This is a genomic window from Nocardia neocaledoniensis (assembly GCF_003182135.1).
In the GTDB taxonomy this organism is placed as follows: Bacteria; Actinomycetota; Actinomycetes; order Mycobacteriales; family Mycobacteriaceae; genus Nocardia; species Nocardia neocaledoniensis.
In genome coordinates this window covers 562,018-578,635 of sequence record NZ_QGTL01000002.1, presented here as the reverse complement: position 1 = coordinate 578,635, position 16,618 = coordinate 562,018, and the positions used below count along the sequence as shown (strand labels likewise).

Here is a 16,618-nt window from a genome sequence, read left to right as displayed (position 1 = left end):
TCAGGCTAGGCGAACAGAGGAGGAGCCCTTGCAGCCTCGCCGATCGGTGCTCGCCGTACCGGGCAGCAATCCCAAGATGATCGCCAAGGCCAAGGGCCTGCCGGTGGACGAGATATTCCTCGATCTCGAGGACGCGGTCGCACCCGGCGCCAAGGCCGCGGCGCGTGCGAACATCGTCGCCGCGCTGAACGAGCCGGACTGGGGTTCGCAGCTGCGGGTGTTGCGGGTCAACGACTGGTCCACCGAGTGGACCTACGCCGACGTGATCATGGTGGTGGAGGGCGCCGGCGCGGCGCTGGACGCGATCCTGCTGCCCAAGGTCACCGACGCGGCCCAGGTGCAGGCGCTGGATCTGCTGCTGACCCAGCTGGAGAAGGCCAGTGGGCTCGAGGTCGGGCGGATCGGGATCGAGCCGCAGATCGAGAACGCCCTCGGGCTGCGCAACATCGACGCCATCGCCACGGCGAGCCCGCGCGTGCAGGCCCTCGTGTTCGGCCCCGCCGATTTCATGGCCAGCATCAACATGCGCACCCTGGTGGTCGGCGAACAGCCGGAGGGCTACGACGTCGGCGACGCCTACCACCACATCCTGATGACCATCCTGCTCGCCGCCCGCGCACACGGTCTGCAGGCGATCGACGGTCCCTACCTGCAGATCCGGGATCTCGACGGCTTCCGCCGGGCGGCGGGCCGCACGGCCGCACTGGGTTTCGACGGCAAGTGGGTCCTGCATCCGAGCCAGGTCGAGGCCTGCAACGAGATCTTCAGCCCGCGCCAGGGTGACTACGACCGCGCCGAGCTGATCCTCGACGCCTACGCCTTCCACACCTCCGAGGCCGGCGGCGCGCGCGGGGCCGTGATGCTCGGCGATGAAATGATCGATGAGGCCAGCGCGAAGATGGCGCAGGTCATAGCGGACAAGGGCCGAGCAGCGGGAATGACGCGCACGACGCGTTTCACTCCACCACAGCCGGTCGCGGACTAGCAGAATGGGACTATGACGAATCCCTTGGGCAACCCGAACCGCGGACGGCAGGCGTTGCCGACGCCGCCGTCGGGCTGGCCGGTCGGCTCGTACCCGACCTACGCCGAGGCGCAGCGCGCGGTCGACTACCTGGCCGACGGGCAGTTCCCGGTGCAGGACGTGACCATCGTCGGCGTGGACCTGATGCAGGTGGAGCGGGTCCTGTACCGGCTCACCTGGGGCAAGGTCATCGGTGGCGGCGTGGTGTCCGGTGCCTGGCTCGGCCTGTTCCTCGGTCTGCTGCTGAGCCTGTTCACCACCACCGGCGGCGCGCTCGGCCCGCTGGTGGTCGGCCTGCTCGGCGGCATCGTGTTCGGCGTGATCACCACCTCGATCCCGTACGCGGCGACCCGCGGCCAGCGCGACTTCGCCTCCACGATGCAGCTGGTGGCCGGTCGCTACGACGTGCTGTGCGATCCGAAGACCGCCGAACGCGCCCGCGACATGCTCGCTCGATTGGCCCTGTGACCCGATGGACGTGGTGAACACGGTCCGCACCGCGGTGCTGGACCACTTCGGGGTGGCCCGCGACCAGGTCGACTCGGCCTCGGTGACCTTTCTCGGCCTGGAACCGATCGAGATCCTGCGCATCCCCGGCAGCGACGCCGTGCACTACGCGACGCTGGGCGGCTCGCGGCATCCGATGGGCGATCCGGCCGACCTGCTCGCCGACCCGGTGCGTGGCCCGCGCGCCGAACTGGTGCTCTCGCTGCTGGCCTCGGCGGGACCGCAGGCCGGTGTCGCCAGGTCACTCGGCGTGCTGGTGGCGACGCCGTCGGTGGAAGGCGTTGTGCTGCAGGCGGACGCGCTCCTGGACCTGGGAGAACCGTTGTGGCGCAATGCCCCGTTCACGGCCGTGCTGCTCGGTGAGAGCGAGATCGCCGAGGTCGCGCTGCCCGAACCCGCCGAACCGGTGCGCTATTTCAGCGTCACCCCGGTGACCGCGACCGAGGCCGCCTGGGTGCGGGTCCGCGGCGCGCAGGCGCTGCGGGAGGCATGGGCTGAGGCGGGGATCGACGTGCGTGATCCCGAGCGTGGCGCGGTGAACCTCTAGATCCACTTGTTGCGGCGGAAACTGCGGAACAGCAGGCCGCACAGGATCACCATGATCGCCACCACCACCGGATAGCCGGCGGGCTGGTGCAGCTCCCACATGTAGTCGAAGTTCATGCCGTAGATGCCGGCGATCATGGTCGGCACCGCGGCCATGGCGGCGTAGGCGGCGATCTTGCGCATGTCGGTGCTCTGCTGGACGCTGATCTTGGCCAGCGCGGCATTCACCAGGCCGCTGAGTGATTCGTCGAAGTAGGTGACGTGCTCGGTGACGCTGGTGTGGTGGTCGGCGACGTCGCGTAGATAGCGGCGGATCTCCTTGGGCACCGGCAAATCCAGGTTCTGCACCAGGACCTGCAGCGGCGGTCCCAACGGTGCCACCGCCCTGCGCAATTCGACGACTTCGCGTTTGAGCTGATAGATCGACTCGATGCCGACCTTCGAGGCCGGCGTGAACACCGCCTCCTCCATCTCGTCGATGTCGGATTCCACCGAGGTGGCGACATCGACGTAGGAGTCGACCACGTGGTCGGCGACAGTGTGCAGTACCGAGACCGGACCGAGCCGCAACTGCTCTGGCATGTCCTCCAGCTCCCGCCGCACCCCCGCCAGCCCGGTGTGCTCGCCGTGGCGGACGGTGATCGCGAAGTGCGGGCCGGTGAAGACCATGATGTCGCCGGTCTCGACGATCTCGCTGATGGCGTGGATGTCGTGCTCGACGTAGCTGACCGTGCGCATCACCAGGAACAGGGTGTTGTCGTAGCGTTCCAGCTTGGGCCGCTGCCTGCCCTGCACCGCGTCCTCCACGGCCAGCGGGTGCAGGCCGAAGATCTGGGCGATGTCGGCCATCTGCCCCTCGTCCGGATCGTGCAGACCCACCCAGACGAAACCGTCCTCGGACTCGCTCGCCTCGGCCAGCGCCTGCTGCGGGGTGAAGTGGCCGCGCAGGCGCTTCCCGTCGACGTAGACACCGCAATCCACGATGGCGCGCGCGGTCGGCACCCGGATCCGGGGCAGGGGCGGCGTGGTTCGTTGGGGGCCGCGAAAAGACGGCATCTGCGGGAGGGAAGGCACGACAGGGATGCTACGGACTCGACGGCGGCGCGTACGTCCGCCGAGACCGCACTGTAAGACTGAAGGTGTGCGCATTGATCTGCATACCCATTCGACCGCCTCCGACGGCACGGACAGCCCGGCCGAGCTGGTGCGTCGCGCCGCCGCGGCGGGCCTGGACGTCGTCGCCATCACCGACCACGACACGACCGCGGGCTGGGCCGAGGCCGAGGCGGCCCGCCCGCCCGGTCTGACGCTGGTGCGCGGCATGGAGATGTCGTGCCAGGGAATGGGCGAGGACGGCTGGCCCGTGCCGGTGCACCTGCTGGCCTATCTCTTCGACCCCACCGACCAGGGGTTCGCCGAGGAACGGGAGCGGTTGCGCGCCGAGCGGGTGGCGCGGGTGCGCGCGATGGCCGACAAGATGGTGGCCGACGGGCTCCCCATCGATCCCGACGCCGTGCTGGCCGGGGCCGGTCCGGCCGCCGGCCGTCCGCATCTGGCGCGGGCCCTGGTGGAGGCGGGCGTCGTCCCGAGCGTCGACGCCGCGTTCCAGGAGCTGCTCGCCCCGCACGGCCCGTACTACGCGGAGAAGGCCGACACCCCGCTCACCAGGGCGGTGCGGTTGATCGCCGCCGCGGGCGGGGTCAGCGTGCTGGCCCATGTGCGGGCACGCAAGCGCGGCAGGCTGCTCGCGCTCGACGAGATCCGCGAGCTGGCCACGCTGGGCCTGGGCGGCCTCGAGATCGACCACCCCGACCACAGCGACGCCGATCGCGCTGTGCTCACCGACCTTTCGGCCGAACTCGGCCTGCTGCGCACCGGCTCGTCGGACTACCACGGCCGCAACAAGACCATCGAGATCGGCGCCTGCCGGACCGATCCCGACCAGTTCGAGGCGCTGATCGGCAAGGCGAGCGGGGTGCCGGTGATCGCACCGTGACGCTGGTGCGCGGGTTCAGCGGTCTCGTCGCGGGCGGGGTCGTCGCGCTGCTGTGCGTCGTGGTCGGCGCCGCGGTGATCGGCGCGCGCCGGGACTTTCCCGGGCCCGGTGCCGAATCGCTGACCTGGCACGTCGTCGCGGCGGTGGCCGTCGTCGCGGCCCAGATCTTCGCCGATCGGCATCGCGGCGTCGCCGCCTTCGCCGGCTCGGCGATCGTGCTGACGGTGACCGGCGTGCTGCTGTGGACACAGTGGTGGGGTTGATGGGCGCGTAATGGTTGCGCCCGGGTGAACTGTGCTCGAATATCTCTCTTTGTGAGCAACATCGAGACGGATGTTCTGATCCTCGGCGGTGGACCCGCCGGGCTCTGGGCCGCCGTCTCCGCGGCCGCCGCGGGCGCGCGGGTGGTGCTGGTGGACAAGAGCCGCTGCGGCTCCAGCGGACCGGCCGTCTACGGCAGCACCGCGCTGTGGGACATCCCGCCGGGTCCGGCCAGGGCCGAGCGGGTGGCGGCAACGCTGCGGCACGGCGGCGGTCTCGGCGACCCCGCCTGGCTGGAACGCGTCATCGACGAGACCCACCGGCGGTTACTGTCGTGGCCGGGCGCTCGTCATCGCGTGCCCGACACCACCGATGCCGATCCGACGGTGCTTCGCCTCGACGGCGCGAGCTATCTGCGCAGACTGCGGCGCGGCGCGCTGGAGCTCGGCGTGCGCGTCCTCGATCATCACCCGGCGCTGCATCTGCTCGTCGACGGCGCGGGCACGGTCGTCGGCGCCGCGGGCATCCAGCGTCACAACAAGTTCCGGCCGTGGACGATCCCGGCGGGCGCGGTGGTGCTGGCCACCGGCGGCTGCGCGTTCCTGTCCGGCGGCGCGGGCACCGAGGTGAACACCGGCGAGGGCCTGCTGATGGCGGTGGAGGCCGGCGCCGAGCTGTCGGGCATGGAATTCTCCGGCGCCTACGGGCTCGCTCCGGTGCTGTCGCGGGTGCATCCGAATCCGGCTGTCGCGCCCGGACTCTCGGTGCACTTCGCGGCGCTCTACGACGAGGACGGCACGGAACTGCCCGGCGGCTACCAGGCCTCGCTGGCCGCGCTCGCCGACGGACGCCGCGTCTTCGCCGCGCTGCACGAGGTGCCCGACACGGTGCGGCACTGGCTCGGCAGGCACGGCGCCGTCGACGCGGCGGGCCGGGTGCCGGTCCGCGCGGTGCTGAGCGGGACGGTCGCGGGCTCGGGCGGTCTGGCGCTGGCGGGCCCGGACTGCCGCAGCACGGTGCCCGGGCTCTTCGCCGCGGGCGCGGTCGCGGGCCGGGAGGTCGTCGCCGGGGCCGCGGGCGCGACCGGCGGGCTGCGCGGCGCGTGGGCGCTGGCCTCCGGAGCCTGGGCGGGCGCGGGCGCGGCCGCCTTCGCCGCGGCCGCGGAGCACCCCACCGCGGGTCGTCCGGTGCCCGGCGCCGGGCTCGGCCCGCACGCGCACCTCGACCCGCGCTCGGTGATCGGCCTGGTGCAGGAGCACACCCTCCCGCTGCGGCGCAGCTACCGGCGCAGCGCGGGCAGCCTGCGCAACAGCATCGCCGAGCTGGACGCGCTGTGGCCGGGGGCGCGCTACGAACTCGGCGGCATCGGCGTCGGGCAGGTCAAGGCCAGGCAGGCGGCCGCGCTCCTCGCGGTCGCGCGGTGGGCGGGTCACAGCGCGCTCGCGCGCACCGAGAGCCGCGGCCTGCACCGGCGCATCGACCACCCGGCCGCGAGCGCCGACTGGGCGGTGGGGCAGCGCTGCGGTGGTCTCGACGCGGTGTGGGTGCGGCGGGTCGACGGACCCGACACACTCGGCGGCGAGCTCACCGCGAGCCGACCCGTCGCGGTGTGACTGTTCACCGGATGTTCCCCCTCGGCCGCGAGATTTCGCTAACGCCACGGCAATTCCCCGCCGCTACCCTCGATCCATGACGCGCGGCCGGGAGACACACGGGACCGGTTTGGCAAGTCCTCGTCCGGGCTGGCAGAATGTTGCGGATTCCCTGCCCAAGCCACCGCCGGGTACGGGGACCGAGGTGGGCCTCCGCCCCGCGACGCACCGTCGCGGCCGAGTGCCGACCCGTTTGTCCGCCCGGACCACCCGTCCGGCTCCGCTCGGCGGATCCGTGCCGCGCCACACGACCCGGTTTCACCCGTGTTCGCCCTGGCTGCGCACCCCTGAGCGCTCTGTGAATTCCGTAATCCCGATATACCCGGCGGTAACCGTCCCCCGGTTGAGTCCGACTCGAGCAGGAGTGAAATCGTGTCACCTGTGACTGACGCACCGAATGCCACCGCGGCGCCCAAGGCCGATGACGCAGCGAGCCTCGCTGCCATCACCCACGACGAAATCTTCGCGGGCCACCTCGGTGGCAAGCTTTCGGTCGAGCTCAGTGCCCCGCTCGAGACCCAGCGCGATCTGTCGATCGCGTACACCCCCGGTGTCGCCCAGGTCAGCCGGGCGATCGCGGAGGACGCGGCGCTCACCAAGACCTACACCTGGACCGACCGCCTCGTGGTCGTGGTCAGTGACGGCACCGCCGTGCTCGGCCTCGGTGACATCGGCCCGCGCGCCTCGCTGCCGGTGATGGAGGGCAAGGCCGCGCTGTTCAAGAAGTTCGCCGGCCTGAACTCGATCCCGCTGGTGCTCGACACCACCGATCCGGACGAGATCGTCGAGACCCTGATCCGCCTGCGCCCGAGCTTCGGCGCGGTCAACCTCGAGGACATCTCCGCGCCGCGCTGCTTCGAGATCGAGCAGCGCGTGATCGAGGCGCTGGACTGCCCCGTCATGCACGACGACCAGCACGGCACCGCCATCGTGGTGCTGGCCGCGCTCAAGGGCGCCGCCGCGCAGCAGGGTCGCGACATGTCCGCGCTCAAGGTCGTCGTCTCCGGCGCCGGCGCGGCCGGTGTGGCCTGCGCCAACATCCTGCTCGCCGCCGGTGTGCCCGATGTGGTCGTGCTCGACTCGAAGGGCATCGTCAGCGCCGGTCGCGACGGTCTCAACGGCGTGAAGGCCGACCTGGCCGCCCGCAGCAACCCGCGCGGGCTCACCGGTGGCGCCGCCGAGGCGCTGGCCGGGGCCGATGTGTTCCTCGGCCTGTCCGCGGGCACCATCCCCGAGGAGCTCATCGCCTCGATGGCGCCGGAGTCGATCGTGTTCGCCATGTCGAACCCGGATCCGGAGATCCACCCCGAGGTGGCCGCCAAGTACGCCGCGATCGTCGCGACCGGCCGCAGCGACTTCCCGAACCAGATCAACAACGTGCTGGCCTTCCCCGGTGTGTTCAAGGGCGCGCTCGACGCGGGCGCCCGCCGGATCACCGAGGGCATGAAGGTCGCCGCCGCCGACGCCATCTTCGGCGTGGTCGCCGACGAGCTGGCCGTGGACCGGATCATCCCGAGCCCGCTGGACCCGCGCGTTGCTCCGGCGGTCGCCGAGGCCGTGGCCGAGGCCGCGCGCGCCGAGGGCGTCGCCTAGTCCGTAGCAGTCCCTCGACAGCGCCCCGTTCCCCGGAACGGGGCGCTGTCGCGTTGTCTGGGATCATCGGGGGATGACGACCTTCTCCGCGCAGCTTCCCGACGAGGTGTACGCACAACTCGCCGGTGCGGCCGAGGCCGACGGCCTGTCGGTGAACGCGGCGGTGGTGACGGCCGTACAGGAGTGGCTGCAGACGCGCGCCCACCGCGTGCAGGAGCGTGCCCGCATGCAGCAGGTGCTTGCGGCCGATCCGCACCTGCGCGCGCTGCTCGGCGACGACTGATCACCGTCGCGGCGGGGGCAGTTCCTGGCAGGCTCGCGCGGATCGTCCTCGACTACTCCGTGACCGGCGCCGCGTCGGCGTCGACGATCGTCCCGCGCGCCAGCCGCCCGGTGCCCGGCGCGCTCAGCCAGACCGCCGCCGCCAGCAGCGCGTCCAGCACAAGAGCGAGCACCGCCACCAGGAGCGCGCCCACGAGGACGAGGTCATAGCGATACAGCCCGATCCCGTCGAAGATGTAGCGGCCGAGCCCACCGAGGTTGACGTAGGCCGCGATCGTCGCGGTCGCCACCACCTGCAGGGTGGCGCTGCGCAGGCCGCCCAGCGTCACCGGCATGGCGTTGGGCACCTCCACCCGGAGCAGGATCTGGGATTCGGTCATCCCCATCGCGCGCGAGGCGTCGACCACGTCGGCGGGCACATTCGCGATCCCCGCGTACGCGCCGGCCAGCAGCGGCGGGATGCCGACCGTGATCAGCGCCAGCAGCGGGGGGATCAGCCCGAGGCCCAGCAGCAGCACCAGAAAGGTGAGCAGACCCAGCGTCGGCAGTGCTCGCATGGCATTGGCGAAGCCGACCAACAGCGCGCTGCCGCGCCGGGTGTGCCCGATCAGCAGGCCGACCGGGACCGCGACGACGGCCGAGAGCGCGACGGTGAGGAAGCTGTACCAGAGATGTTGCAGCAGCCGGGTCTCGATCCCGGCCGAGCCGCCCCAGTTCGCCCCGTCGCTCAGGTACTGCCAGGCGTCGACGAACAGATTCACGCGGCGTCCTTTCCTCGCCCGTCGGCGCGGGTCCACGGGGTCGCGAGGCGGCCGAGCAGGAACACCAGCCGATCGAAGATCAGGGCCAGCGCCAGGGTGACGATGATGCCCGCGACGATCTGATCGGGATAGTCGCGCTGGTACCCCTGCGTGAACAGCTTGCCCAGCCCGCCGACGCCGATCAGTGCGCCGACCGACACCATCGCGATATTGGTGACCACCACGACCCGCAGCGTGGCGACGAAGACCGGCAGCGCCAGCGGCAGATCGACGGTGAGTGTGCGCCGCAGCCGCCCGAACCCGATCGCGTCGGCCGCGTCGACCACGTCGGCGGGCACGGTGTCGAGGGCGGTCGGTACCGCGATCAGCAGCAGCGCGGTGGAGTACACGGTGAGCGCGATGATCACGTTCAGCGGGTCGATCGCCGAGAGCCCGACCAGCGGCGGGATGATCACGAACAGCGCGAGCGAGGGAATGGTGTAGGCGAGGCTGGAGACCGTGGTGGTGATCCGGCGGGCCCAGCCGTTGCCGCGGATCAGCGCGCCGAACGGGACCGCGATCACCAGGCCGAGCAGCAACGGGACCAGCGCGAGGACCAGGTGCTCGCGGGTGATCGCCATGATGTCGGCGAAGTTGTCGATCAGGTATCTCACGGGGCGTCCTGGTCGAAGAACTCCCGATTGCGTTCGGCGTCCTCGGTGCCGCGCTGTTCGGCGAGCTGGGTGAGCACGTCGGTGGCGAGCAGCCCACCGCGCACCGCGCCCGAATCGTCCACGGCGACACCGATACCCGACGGCGAGGAGATCGCGGCGTCCAGCGCCTGGCGTAGATCGCCGTCGGGGGTGAACAGCGACCCGCCCGCGGACACGCTGGCGGCCAGTGGCTTCCCGGCGCGCACACCCTCCACGCCGGTGACATCGACCCATCCGCCCGGCTTGCCGTCGGCGTCGACCACCAGCGCCCATTCCCCTTGCGCCAGCCGCAGTCCGGCGACCTCACCGGCCTCGACGGTGCGGATCGGCGCCAGCGGGACACCGTCGGCCGCGCGGAACGACAGCGCGCGATAGCCGCGATCGCGGCCGACGAACTCCGCGACGAAATCGGTGGCGGGCTGGGCGAGTACCTGTTCGGGCGCGTCGAACTGCTGCAGCACGCCGCCGCGCCCGAACACCGCGATCCGGTCGCCGAGGGTGATCGCCTCGTCGATGTCGTGGGTGACGAACACGATCGTCTTGTGCAGCTCGGCCTGCAGCCGTCGCATCTCGACCTGCAGTTCGGCGCGCACCACCGGGTCGACGGCGCTGAACGGCTCGTCCATCAGCAGCACCGGCGGGTCGGCGGCCAAGGCCCGCGCCACCCCGACGCGCTGCTGCTGACCGCCCGAGAGCTGCGCCGGATAGCGCTGCGCCAGACCACGATCCAGGCCGACGCGATCGAGCACGTCCAGCGCGGCGGCGCGGGCGTCCTTGCGGGAGGCGCCGAGCAGCATCGGCACGGTCGCCACATTGTCGATCACCTTGCGGTTGGGCAGCAGCCCGCCGCTCTGGATCACGTAGCCGATCCCGAGGCGCAGCCGCACCGGATCGACCGCGGCGATGTCGCGGCCGTCGAGGGTGATGGTGCCCGCGCTGGGCTCGACCATCCGGTTGATCATCCGCATCGAGGTGGTCTTGCCGCAGCCCGACGGGCCGACGAACACGGTGAACGACCCCGACTCGATCCGCAGATCCAGGCCGCGCACCGCCCTGGTGCCATCGGGATAGGTCTTCTCGATTCCGCGGAATTCGATGTCGGACAACGGGTCTCCTAGCCGATGGGGGAGTTCAGCCCCTGCGCGGTGATCCAGGCGAGTGCGGCGGCCTTGGGCTCGATCTTGCTGTCACCGGAGACCGCGGTGTTGAGCGAGATCAGTTCGGTGGTGGTGAGCTTGGCCGAGACGGCGTCGAGCACGGCCACCGCCTTGTCGGTCTTCTTGGCGGAATTGAACAGCGGCACCACGTTCTGGGCGGCGAAGTTGCTCTTCGGGTCGGCGAGCACCACGAGGTTGTTCTGCGCGATCGCGGGCGAGGTGGTGAAGATGTCGGCCGCGGTGACCTGGCCGTCGACCAGCGCGCGCACCGTCGCGGGACCGCCACCGTCGGCGATCGGCACGAAATTGGCGTCGGTGATGTCGAGCCCGTAGTTCTTCTTCAGGCCCGGCAGGCCGCCGGGGCGCTGCGCGAACTCGGCGGGCGCGCCGAACTTCACCTCGGCCGAGTGCGGGGCGAGATCGGCGATGCTGGTCAGCTTCCAGCGGTCGGCCGTCGCGCGGGTGACGACCACCGCGTCGGAATCCTGGCCCGGCGCCGGGGTCGCGATGGCCAGCTCGCTGCCCAGCGCCGCGGTCAGTGCCGCGTTCACCTCGGGCTCGGCGGTGGCGGTGGCGTCCTTGTTCAAGTACTGCAGCAGGTTGCCGGTGTATTCGGGGATCAGCGAGATCGCGCACTGGCGCAGCGCGGGGATGTAGGCCTCGCGGCTGCCGATGTTGAACTTCGTGTCGACCTTGAAGCCGTTGATCCGCAACACCTCGGTGTAGATGTTGGCCACGGTCTCGGACTCGGGGAAGTTGGCCGAGCCGATGATCAGGGCGTCGCTGGCGCAGTCGCCCTTGGCGGCGAGCGGGTCGGAGTTGCCGCAGGAGGCGACGATCATGGCGGCGGCCAGTGCGACGGCGGCGGCGAGCACCCGGCCCGCTCGGACGGCGAGGCGGCGTGCCGGTCGGCGTTGTCCAGGTATGGAGGAGGCGAACGCGGTTTTCACTGGTGTCCTTCCGGCAAAGGCGGGCAGTGCGCTGTGCACGCGGCCACGGGGCCGCGGGTACATTCTGGTTGTTCATACTGCCCCGCGTCGCGCCGAATTGCGTGGGTTGACGGCAAATACAGGAAGGTGGTGTCGGCGGATGGGGTCGCGAGCGGTGCGGAGGACGGTCACCGCGATACTGGTCACCACCTGGTCTTTCGCCCTTGTTTCCTGCGCCGCCGACGAGTCGCGGACGCCGGTCGCGGTGGGCGCCGACGCCTCCACCGAATCAGTTCTGCTCGCCGAGATCTATGCCCAGGCGCTGGCCAGGACCGGCACACCGACCACGGTCGTGCGCGACTCTCCGGCGCCACTGGCCGATCTCGACGCGGGCCGGATCGCGGTCCTGCCCGCCCGCAACGGCGCCCTGCTCGACCGCTGGAATCCCGACGCCCCCGCCCGTACCCCCGAAGCCGTCGGTGGCGCGGTCAATGCCGCCCTGCCGCAGGGCCTGTCGGTCTCCGACCCCGCCGACGGCACCGACCTGCGCCCCCGGCTGCTCGTCACGCCCGAGCTCGGCGTCACCACCGTCGCCGCCCTGGCGCCGCGCTGCGCCGAACTCACCGCCGGATACGCCGCGGTCCCCGGCCTCGCCGCCACCGCGCCGCCCCAGCTCGCCGACTGCGCGTTCGCCGCGAGCAAGCCCTACCCCGACCCGGCGGCACTGCGAAAGGCCCTGCGCGACGGCGAGATCCAGGTGGGCGTCGTCAACGGCCCACCCGCCGACGCGGATTCCGCCGACCTGGTGGTCCTCGACGATCCGAAGTACGCCCTGCGCGCCCAGAACCTGCTCGCCGTCTACCGCTCCGGCATCTTCGACCGCGCCGAATCGAAGAAGCTCAACTACGTCGCCGGTGAACTCACCACCGAGGACCTCGTCGACCTCGTCCACCAGGTCGACACCGGCACCACCCCGGCCACCGCCGCCCGCACCTGGCTCGACGCCCACGGCCTCTGACCTACGGCGAGACCCGCCCCCGATGGCGGGTTCGGACCGGCCTGTCGGGCCGCCGCGTACCGCCGGGCGCATACTCGACAAGTGCACTTGACCGATATCGCGGGCAACGCCCAGGGCGGCGTGTTCTCGTCGTGCGCCCACCGCCGCGTGCCCGGAACCACCCCGGTCGACGACGCCCTCGCGTCGGCCCGCGAGAAGGAACCGCTTCGATGACCACTCAACGAAATCCGTGGCTGGCGCTGTTCGCGCTCGTGGTCGGGTTCTTCATGATCCTGCTGGACATGACGATCGTCGCGGTCGCCAACCCGGCGATCATGGCGGACCTGAACAGCGACATCTCCAACGTCATCTGGGTGACCAGCGCCTACCTGCTCACCTACGCGGTGCCGCTGCTGGTCACCGGCAGGCTCGGCGACAAGTACGGGCCGAAGAACATCTATCTGATCGGCTTGGCGATCTTCACCGGCGCCTCGCTGTGGTGCGGCCTGTCGGGCAGCATCGGCATGCTGATCGCCGCGCGCGCCGCGCAGGGCATCGGCGCGGCGCTGATGACACCGCAGACGATGGCCGTGATCACCCGCACCTTCCCGCCCGACAAGCGCGGTGCGGCCATGGGCCTGTGGGGCGGCGTGGCGGGGCTGGCCACGCTGGTCGGCCCGATCCTGGGCGGGGTGCTGGTCGACAATCTCGGCTGGGAGTGGATCTTCATCGTCAACGTGCCGGTCGGCATCATCGCGTTCGGGCTGGCCGTGTGGCTGGTGCCCGCCCTGCCGACCAACGACCACAAGTTCGACCTCGTCGGCGTGGTGCTCAGCGGCGTCGGCATGACGGCGCTGGTGTTCGGCATCCAGGAGGGCAACACGCACGACTGGTCGCCGCGGATCTGGCTGCTGATCGGGTTCGGCGTGGTGATGCTGGTGGCGTTCGTGATCAACCAGGCCAGGAACCGGGGCGAGCCGCTGGTGCCGATGAGCCTGTTCAAGGATCGCAACTTCTCGCTGTCGAACCTGGCGATCGCCGCCATGGGCGCCGCGGTCACCTCGCAGATGGTGCCCGCCTACTTCTACCTGCAGGGCGTGCGCGGGATGTCGCCGACCACGTCGGCGCTGGTGTTCGCGCCGATGGCGATCGTGACCGGCGTCAGCGCGCCGCTGATCGGCAAGTTCTCCGACCGGCTGCCGCCGCGCCTGGTGCCGACCATCGGCTTCACGCTGTTCGCCGGCTCGATCTTCGGCTTCGCCGCCCTGATGCGGCCGGACTCCTCGATCGTCTGGTTCCTGCTCGTCGCGGCCGTGGCCGGGTTCGCCAACGCCTGCATCTGGGCCCCGCTGGCCTCGACGGCCACCCACAACCTGCCGATCGCGCAGGCAGGCGCGGGCGCGGGCGTCTACAACACGACCCGCCAGGTCGGCTCGGTCCTCGGCAGCGCCGCCATCAGCGCCCTGATCGCGGCCCGGCTCACCGCCAACGGGCTCGGCGGCGACGCCCCGGTCGGCGAGGGCATGGGCACCGGCCCCCTGCCACCCCACGTCCTCGACGAGTTCAGCACCGCCCTGTCCCAGTCGATGCTGCTCCCCGCCGCCATCCTCGTCATCGGCATCATCGCCTCGGCCCTGTTCGTCGGCCACGCCAAGTCCGGCGCGGGCAGACCCACCGAACGCGCCAAGGCCGACACCGCCGCCTGAGCGCGCGACAACGTCATCGGACGAGGTCGGTCAGCCGCTTCCAGTCGATCTCACAGCGCACCGGAGCTTCGATCGTCACCGGCCCGTCCGACGGTCGAAGCTCCAGATGTGGGGTGTACTGACCGAGAACGTGATCGAGAACGAAGATCTTGATCAAGCTGATGCTGTTGTCGGCTACCCACACCAGCCAGTACCAGGGAATGCCGGCGAGCGCGTACTCGGTCTTCTTGTCGGCGATATCGACCATTTCGCTGCCTGGGGACACCACTTCGATCGCGATCTTCACCATGGAGGCGGGTAGCGGGCGCAGGTCGTTGGGAGCGCAGTCGATCAGTGCGACGTCAGGTCGCCTGATCGTCGTCCGCGGTGCCTCCCACAGCACGACATCGAAATCGGTGTCGACATCGAGGCAGCCGCCGTACTGGCTGATATGGGCTTCAGCGGCGGATTCGACGAGATCGGCGAGCCGTCGTGCGGCCTTCTGGTGGGCGCGTTGGGGAGACTCGGCCCGGACGATATCCCCGTTCACCACCTCGACCTGGCGGCAATAGTCCTCCGGCAGTTTGCGCCAGATCTCCAGCGTCACCGGTTCCGGCTGCAGGTTGTCGCTGGTTGCCCAATCGAAGATGGCGGACACGTGCGCTCCTCAGTTGTGCCGTGTTGTGCACGAACATGCACCATCTTGCCAGCACGCGGGGGCGTCTACAGCGGCTACCGCACCTGGATGGTGAGGGTGGGGTAGCCGGTGGCGCCGTCGGGGATGACGTCCTGTTCGACGGCGGTCTGGGGTTGGCCGGTGGTGTCGATGGTGCGGGCACGGAGGGTGTGCTGGCCTGGGGTGGCGTCCCAGTCGAAGGCCCATTGACGCCAGGTGTCGATGGAGACCTCGGTGGACAGGCGGGCGGGTTGCCAGTCGCCGTCGTCGATCTGGACCTCGACGCCGGTCACGCCGCGGTGCTGGGCCCACGCCACGCCGGCGATCACGGTGCGGCCCTGCGGGATCCGGCCGCGGCCGCGCGGGGTGTCGATGCGGGTCCCGGTCTTGATCGGGCCGAGCGCTGACCAGCCGCGGCGGGTCCAGTACGCGGTCGCGCGGTCGAAACGGGTGACCTCGAGTTCGGTGACCCACTTGGTGGCCGACACGTAGCCGTAGAGGCCGGGCACCACCAGCCGAGCCGGATAGCCGTGCTGGACGGGCAGCGGTTCGCCGTTCATGCCGATCGCGAGCAGCGCGTCCCTGCCGTCGGTGAGCACCGAGAGCGGCGTGCCCGCGGTCCAGCCGTCGTGACTGTGGGACAGGACCATGTCGGCCTCGGGCAGCGGGCCCGCCTCGGCCAGTAGTTCGTCGAGCCGGTAGCCGAGCCAGCGGGCGTTGCCGATCAGGTCGCCGTTGACGGGATTGGAGACGCAGGCCAGCGTCACCAGCTTCTCCACCGGCGTGCGCCGGGCGAGATCGTCCCAGCCGACCACGATCTCGCGTTCGACGAGGCCGTGGATCCGCAGCGACCACGACTCGGTGGACACCTTGGGAACCACCAGCGCGGTGTCGATCCGGTAGAAGTCGTCGTTCGGCGTGAGATACGGGGTGAGTTCGGGCAGACGCAGGTCGGCCTCCGGGGGCAGGTCGGGGAGCGGCGCGGCGGGACCGGGAAGGTCGACGGTGGCCCGCTCGGCCGACACATCGGTGCGCGCGCCGCCGAGCATCCGCCCCGCCAGCCCGGCGCCGAGCGCGAACACTCCGGTGGCCGCGATCCCGCCGAGTACCCGCCGCCGACCGGTGCCTTTCGACGCGACGGGAGGGGGATCCGACGGTCCAGGCACCGCGGTGTCTATCTGGTTCGCCTCGTGCTCGTCGCTCGCCTGCGACAGTCCATGGCTGTCCGGTCGGCCTGCCACGTCGCCGGTGTCTGTCGGGTGCGCGGCGTCAGTGGCCGTATCCGCCCGCGCGTCATCCGGTCTGACCGTCCCCGCGCCGGCGAGCGGCGCCGAGTCGGCGGGGTCTGCCCCGCCCTGCACGCGATCGACCGTCGTTGTTCGGGTTCGCCCAGGGCTGACCGGTCGGGTATCACCTGACCGGTCCGAACGCGCGGCGTCGATTCGATGCGTGAGCCCGCGCAACGCGAGAACCCCCGCGGCGGTGCCGATCACAGCGGGCAGCGCGCCGCCGATCCCGCCGATCCGTCCCGCCCCGATGATCGCGGCGACCAGGCCGAAGACGACGAAGAGGGCGGATCCGACCGGCCGGGTGCGGCGCTCGAGCACCCCGGCCAGCGCGGCGACGATCATCGCCACCACACCCATGCAGACGAACAGCACGGCCTTGTCGTTGGTCCCGAAGGTCTGGATCGCCCATTCCCGGAGCCCGTCGGGCGTGTGGTCGACGACGGTCGCCCCGAGCGCGTACGCGGGCGCGCTCTCCGCGCCGACGACGGCCGCGACCAATTCCGCCACTCCGAAAACCATCGCGGCGGCCACGATCCCGGCCACCGCCCGCAACAACGCCATGCGCCGAGCC

The 16,618-nt window shown here is 71.0% G+C and carries 18 protein-coding genes; 11 read left to right on the top strand and 7 right to left on the bottom strand.

The window, feature by feature from the left end; translation table 11 throughout:
- The first annotated feature begins 28 nt into the window (after positions 1–28).
- Genes DFR69_RS07005 through DFR69_RS06995 form a run of 3 tightly spaced genes read left to right on the top strand, consistent with a single transcriptional unit; the run spans position 29 to position 2,078 of the window.
- Entirely contained in the window at positions 29–985 is a 957-nt protein-coding gene (locus DFR69_RS07005) for an HpcH/HpaI aldolase/citrate lyase family protein (protein WP_110036588.1), read from the top strand.
- Between the two features lie 12 nt (positions 986–997).
- A complete protein-coding gene (locus DFR69_RS07000) occupies positions 998–1,492 on the top strand; it encodes a YflT domain-containing protein (protein WP_110036587.1) in 495 nt (164 codons plus the stop codon).
- Positions 1,493–1,496: 4 nt separating this feature from the next.
- The gene (locus DFR69_RS06995) at positions 1,497–2,078 is read left to right on the top strand and encodes a suppressor of fused domain protein (RefSeq protein ID WP_186817331.1); all 582 of its coding nucleotides are present in this window, start codon (positions 1,497–1,499) and stop codon (positions 2,076–2,078) included.
- Here DFR69_RS06995 and DFR69_RS06990 read toward each other — a convergent pair.
- Positions 2,075–3,151 carry a magnesium and cobalt transport protein CorA gene (locus DFR69_RS06990; RefSeq protein WP_244198124.1) on the bottom strand — a complete coding sequence of 359 codons (1,077 nt, stop codon included), beginning with the start codon at positions 3,149–3,151 and terminating at the stop codon, positions 2,075–2,077. The genes DFR69_RS06995 and DFR69_RS06990 overlap by 4 nt on opposite strands.
- 67 nt (positions 3,152–3,218) lie before the next feature.
- Here DFR69_RS06990 and DFR69_RS06985 point away from each other — a divergent pair, with 67 nt between their 5' ends.
- The 5 genes from DFR69_RS06985 (at position 3,219) to DFR69_RS06965 (ending at position 7,862) form a co-directional block, all read left to right on the top strand.
- Positions 3,219–4,073: a PHP domain-containing protein gene (locus DFR69_RS06985; RefSeq protein ID WP_110036878.1), complete on the top strand. Its 855-nt coding sequence runs from the start codon at positions 3,219–3,221 to the stop codon at positions 4,071–4,073.
- The gene (locus tag DFR69_RS06980; protein WP_110036586.1) at positions 4,070–4,336 is read left to right on the top strand and encodes a hypothetical protein; all 267 of its coding nucleotides are present in this window, start codon (positions 4,070–4,072) and stop codon (positions 4,334–4,336) included. The genes DFR69_RS06985 and DFR69_RS06980 overlap by 4 nt, the downstream gene beginning before the upstream one ends.
- Positions 4,337–4,387: 51 nt before the next feature.
- Positions 4,388–5,947: an FAD-dependent oxidoreductase gene (locus DFR69_RS06975; RefSeq protein WP_110036585.1), complete on the top strand. Its 1,560-nt coding sequence runs from the start codon at positions 4,388–4,390 to the stop codon at positions 5,945–5,947.
- A gap of 411 nt (positions 5,948–6,358) precedes the next feature.
- On the top strand, positions 6,359–7,579 hold the full coding sequence (locus DFR69_RS06970; RefSeq protein ID WP_373867117.1) for an NAD(P)-dependent malic enzyme: 1,221 nt from the start codon (positions 6,359–6,361) through the stop codon (positions 7,577–7,579).
- A 73-nt stretch (positions 7,580–7,652) separates the two neighbouring features.
- Positions 7,653–7,862 (top strand): CopG family transcriptional regulator, encoded by a 210-nt coding sequence (locus tag DFR69_RS06965; protein ID WP_110036584.1) that lies wholly within the window; start codon positions 7,653–7,655, stop codon positions 7,860–7,862.
- 52 nt (positions 7,863–7,914) lie between these two features.
- Here the strand turns inward: DFR69_RS06965 and DFR69_RS06960 are convergent, their stop codons facing one another.
- Genes DFR69_RS06960 through DFR69_RS06945 form a run of 4 tightly spaced genes read right to left on the bottom strand, consistent with a single transcriptional unit; the run spans position 7,915 to position 11,313 of the window.
- Positions 7,915–8,622 (bottom strand): ABC transporter permease, encoded by a 708-nt coding sequence (locus DFR69_RS06960; protein WP_110036583.1) that lies wholly within the window; start codon positions 8,620–8,622, stop codon positions 7,915–7,917.
- Positions 8,619–9,275 (bottom strand): ABC transporter permease, encoded by a 657-nt coding sequence (locus DFR69_RS06955; RefSeq protein ID WP_110036582.1) that lies wholly within the window; start codon positions 9,273–9,275, stop codon positions 8,619–8,621. The genes DFR69_RS06960 and DFR69_RS06955 overlap by 4 nt, the downstream gene beginning before the upstream one ends.
- The gene (locus DFR69_RS06950; protein ID WP_110036581.1) at positions 9,272–10,420 is read right to left on the bottom strand and encodes an ABC transporter ATP-binding protein; all 1,149 of its coding nucleotides are present in this window, start codon (positions 10,418–10,420) and stop codon (positions 9,272–9,274) included. The genes DFR69_RS06955 and DFR69_RS06950 overlap by 4 nt, the downstream gene beginning before the upstream one ends.
- A gap of 8 nt (positions 10,421–10,428) precedes the next feature.
- Entirely contained in the window at positions 10,429–11,313 is an 885-nt protein-coding gene (locus tag DFR69_RS06945; RefSeq protein ID WP_233001525.1) for an ABC transporter substrate-binding protein, read from the bottom strand.
- 247 nt (positions 11,314–11,560) lie between these two features.
- On the opposite strand from DFR69_RS06945, the gene DFR69_RS06940 reads away from it, so the two are divergent.
- The 3 genes from DFR69_RS06940 (at position 11,561) to DFR69_RS06935 (ending at position 14,103) form a co-directional block, all read left to right on the top strand.
- Complete coding sequence (locus DFR69_RS06940) at positions 11,561–12,418, top strand: glycine betaine ABC transporter substrate-binding protein (protein ID WP_167456177.1); 858 nt, start codon at positions 11,561–11,563, stop codon at positions 12,416–12,418.
- An 81-nt stretch (positions 12,419–12,499) separates the two neighbouring features.
- Positions 12,500–12,631 (top strand): hypothetical protein, encoded by a 132-nt coding sequence (locus DFR69_RS35495; protein WP_261774659.1) that lies wholly within the window; start codon positions 12,500–12,502, stop codon positions 12,629–12,631.
- Complete coding sequence (locus DFR69_RS06935) at positions 12,628–14,103, top strand: DHA2 family efflux MFS transporter permease subunit (protein ID WP_110036579.1); 1,476 nt, start codon at positions 12,628–12,630, stop codon at positions 14,101–14,103. The genes DFR69_RS35495 and DFR69_RS06935 overlap by 4 nt, the downstream gene beginning before the upstream one ends.
- A gap of 13 nt (positions 14,104–14,116) precedes the next feature.
- Here DFR69_RS06935 and DFR69_RS06930 read toward each other — a convergent pair whose 3' ends face one another.
- Positions 14,117–14,740 (bottom strand): Uma2 family endonuclease, encoded by a 624-nt coding sequence (locus tag DFR69_RS06930; RefSeq protein WP_110036578.1) that lies wholly within the window; start codon positions 14,738–14,740, stop codon positions 14,117–14,119.
- A 74-nt stretch (positions 14,741–14,814) separates the two neighbouring features.
- Positions 14,815–16,608 carry a molybdopterin-dependent oxidoreductase gene (locus DFR69_RS06925; protein ID WP_110036577.1) on the bottom strand — a complete coding sequence of 598 codons (1,794 nt, stop codon included), beginning with the start codon at positions 16,606–16,608 and terminating at the stop codon, positions 14,815–14,817.
- Between the last annotated feature and the right edge of the window lie 10 nt (positions 16,609–16,618).

Coding starts and splice junctions, on each gene's coding strand:
- DFR69_RS06995 (WP_186817331.1), top strand. CDS start 1,497: ATGGACGTGGTGAACACGGTCCGCACCGCGGTGCTGGACCACTTCGGG.
- DFR69_RS06945 (WP_233001525.1), bottom strand. CDS start 11,313: ATGATCGTCGCCTCCTGCGGCAACTCCGACCCGCTCGCCGCCAAGGGC.
- DFR69_RS07000 (WP_110036587.1), top strand. CDS start 998: ATGACGAATCCCTTGGGCAACCCGAACCGCGGACGGCAGGCGTTGCCG.
- DFR69_RS06935 (WP_110036579.1), top strand. CDS start 12,628: ATGACCACTCAACGAAATCCGTGGCTGGCGCTGTTCGCGCTCGTGGTC.
- DFR69_RS06940 (WP_167456177.1), top strand. CDS start 11,561: ATGGGGTCGCGAGCGGTGCGGAGGACGGTCACCGCGATACTGGTCACC.
- DFR69_RS06965 (WP_110036584.1), top strand. CDS start 7,653: ATGACGACCTTCTCCGCGCAGCTTCCCGACGAGGTGTACGCACAACTC.
- DFR69_RS06925 (WP_110036577.1), bottom strand. CDS start 16,608: ATGGCGTTGTTGCGGGCGGTGGCCGGGATCGTGGCCGCCGCGATGGTT.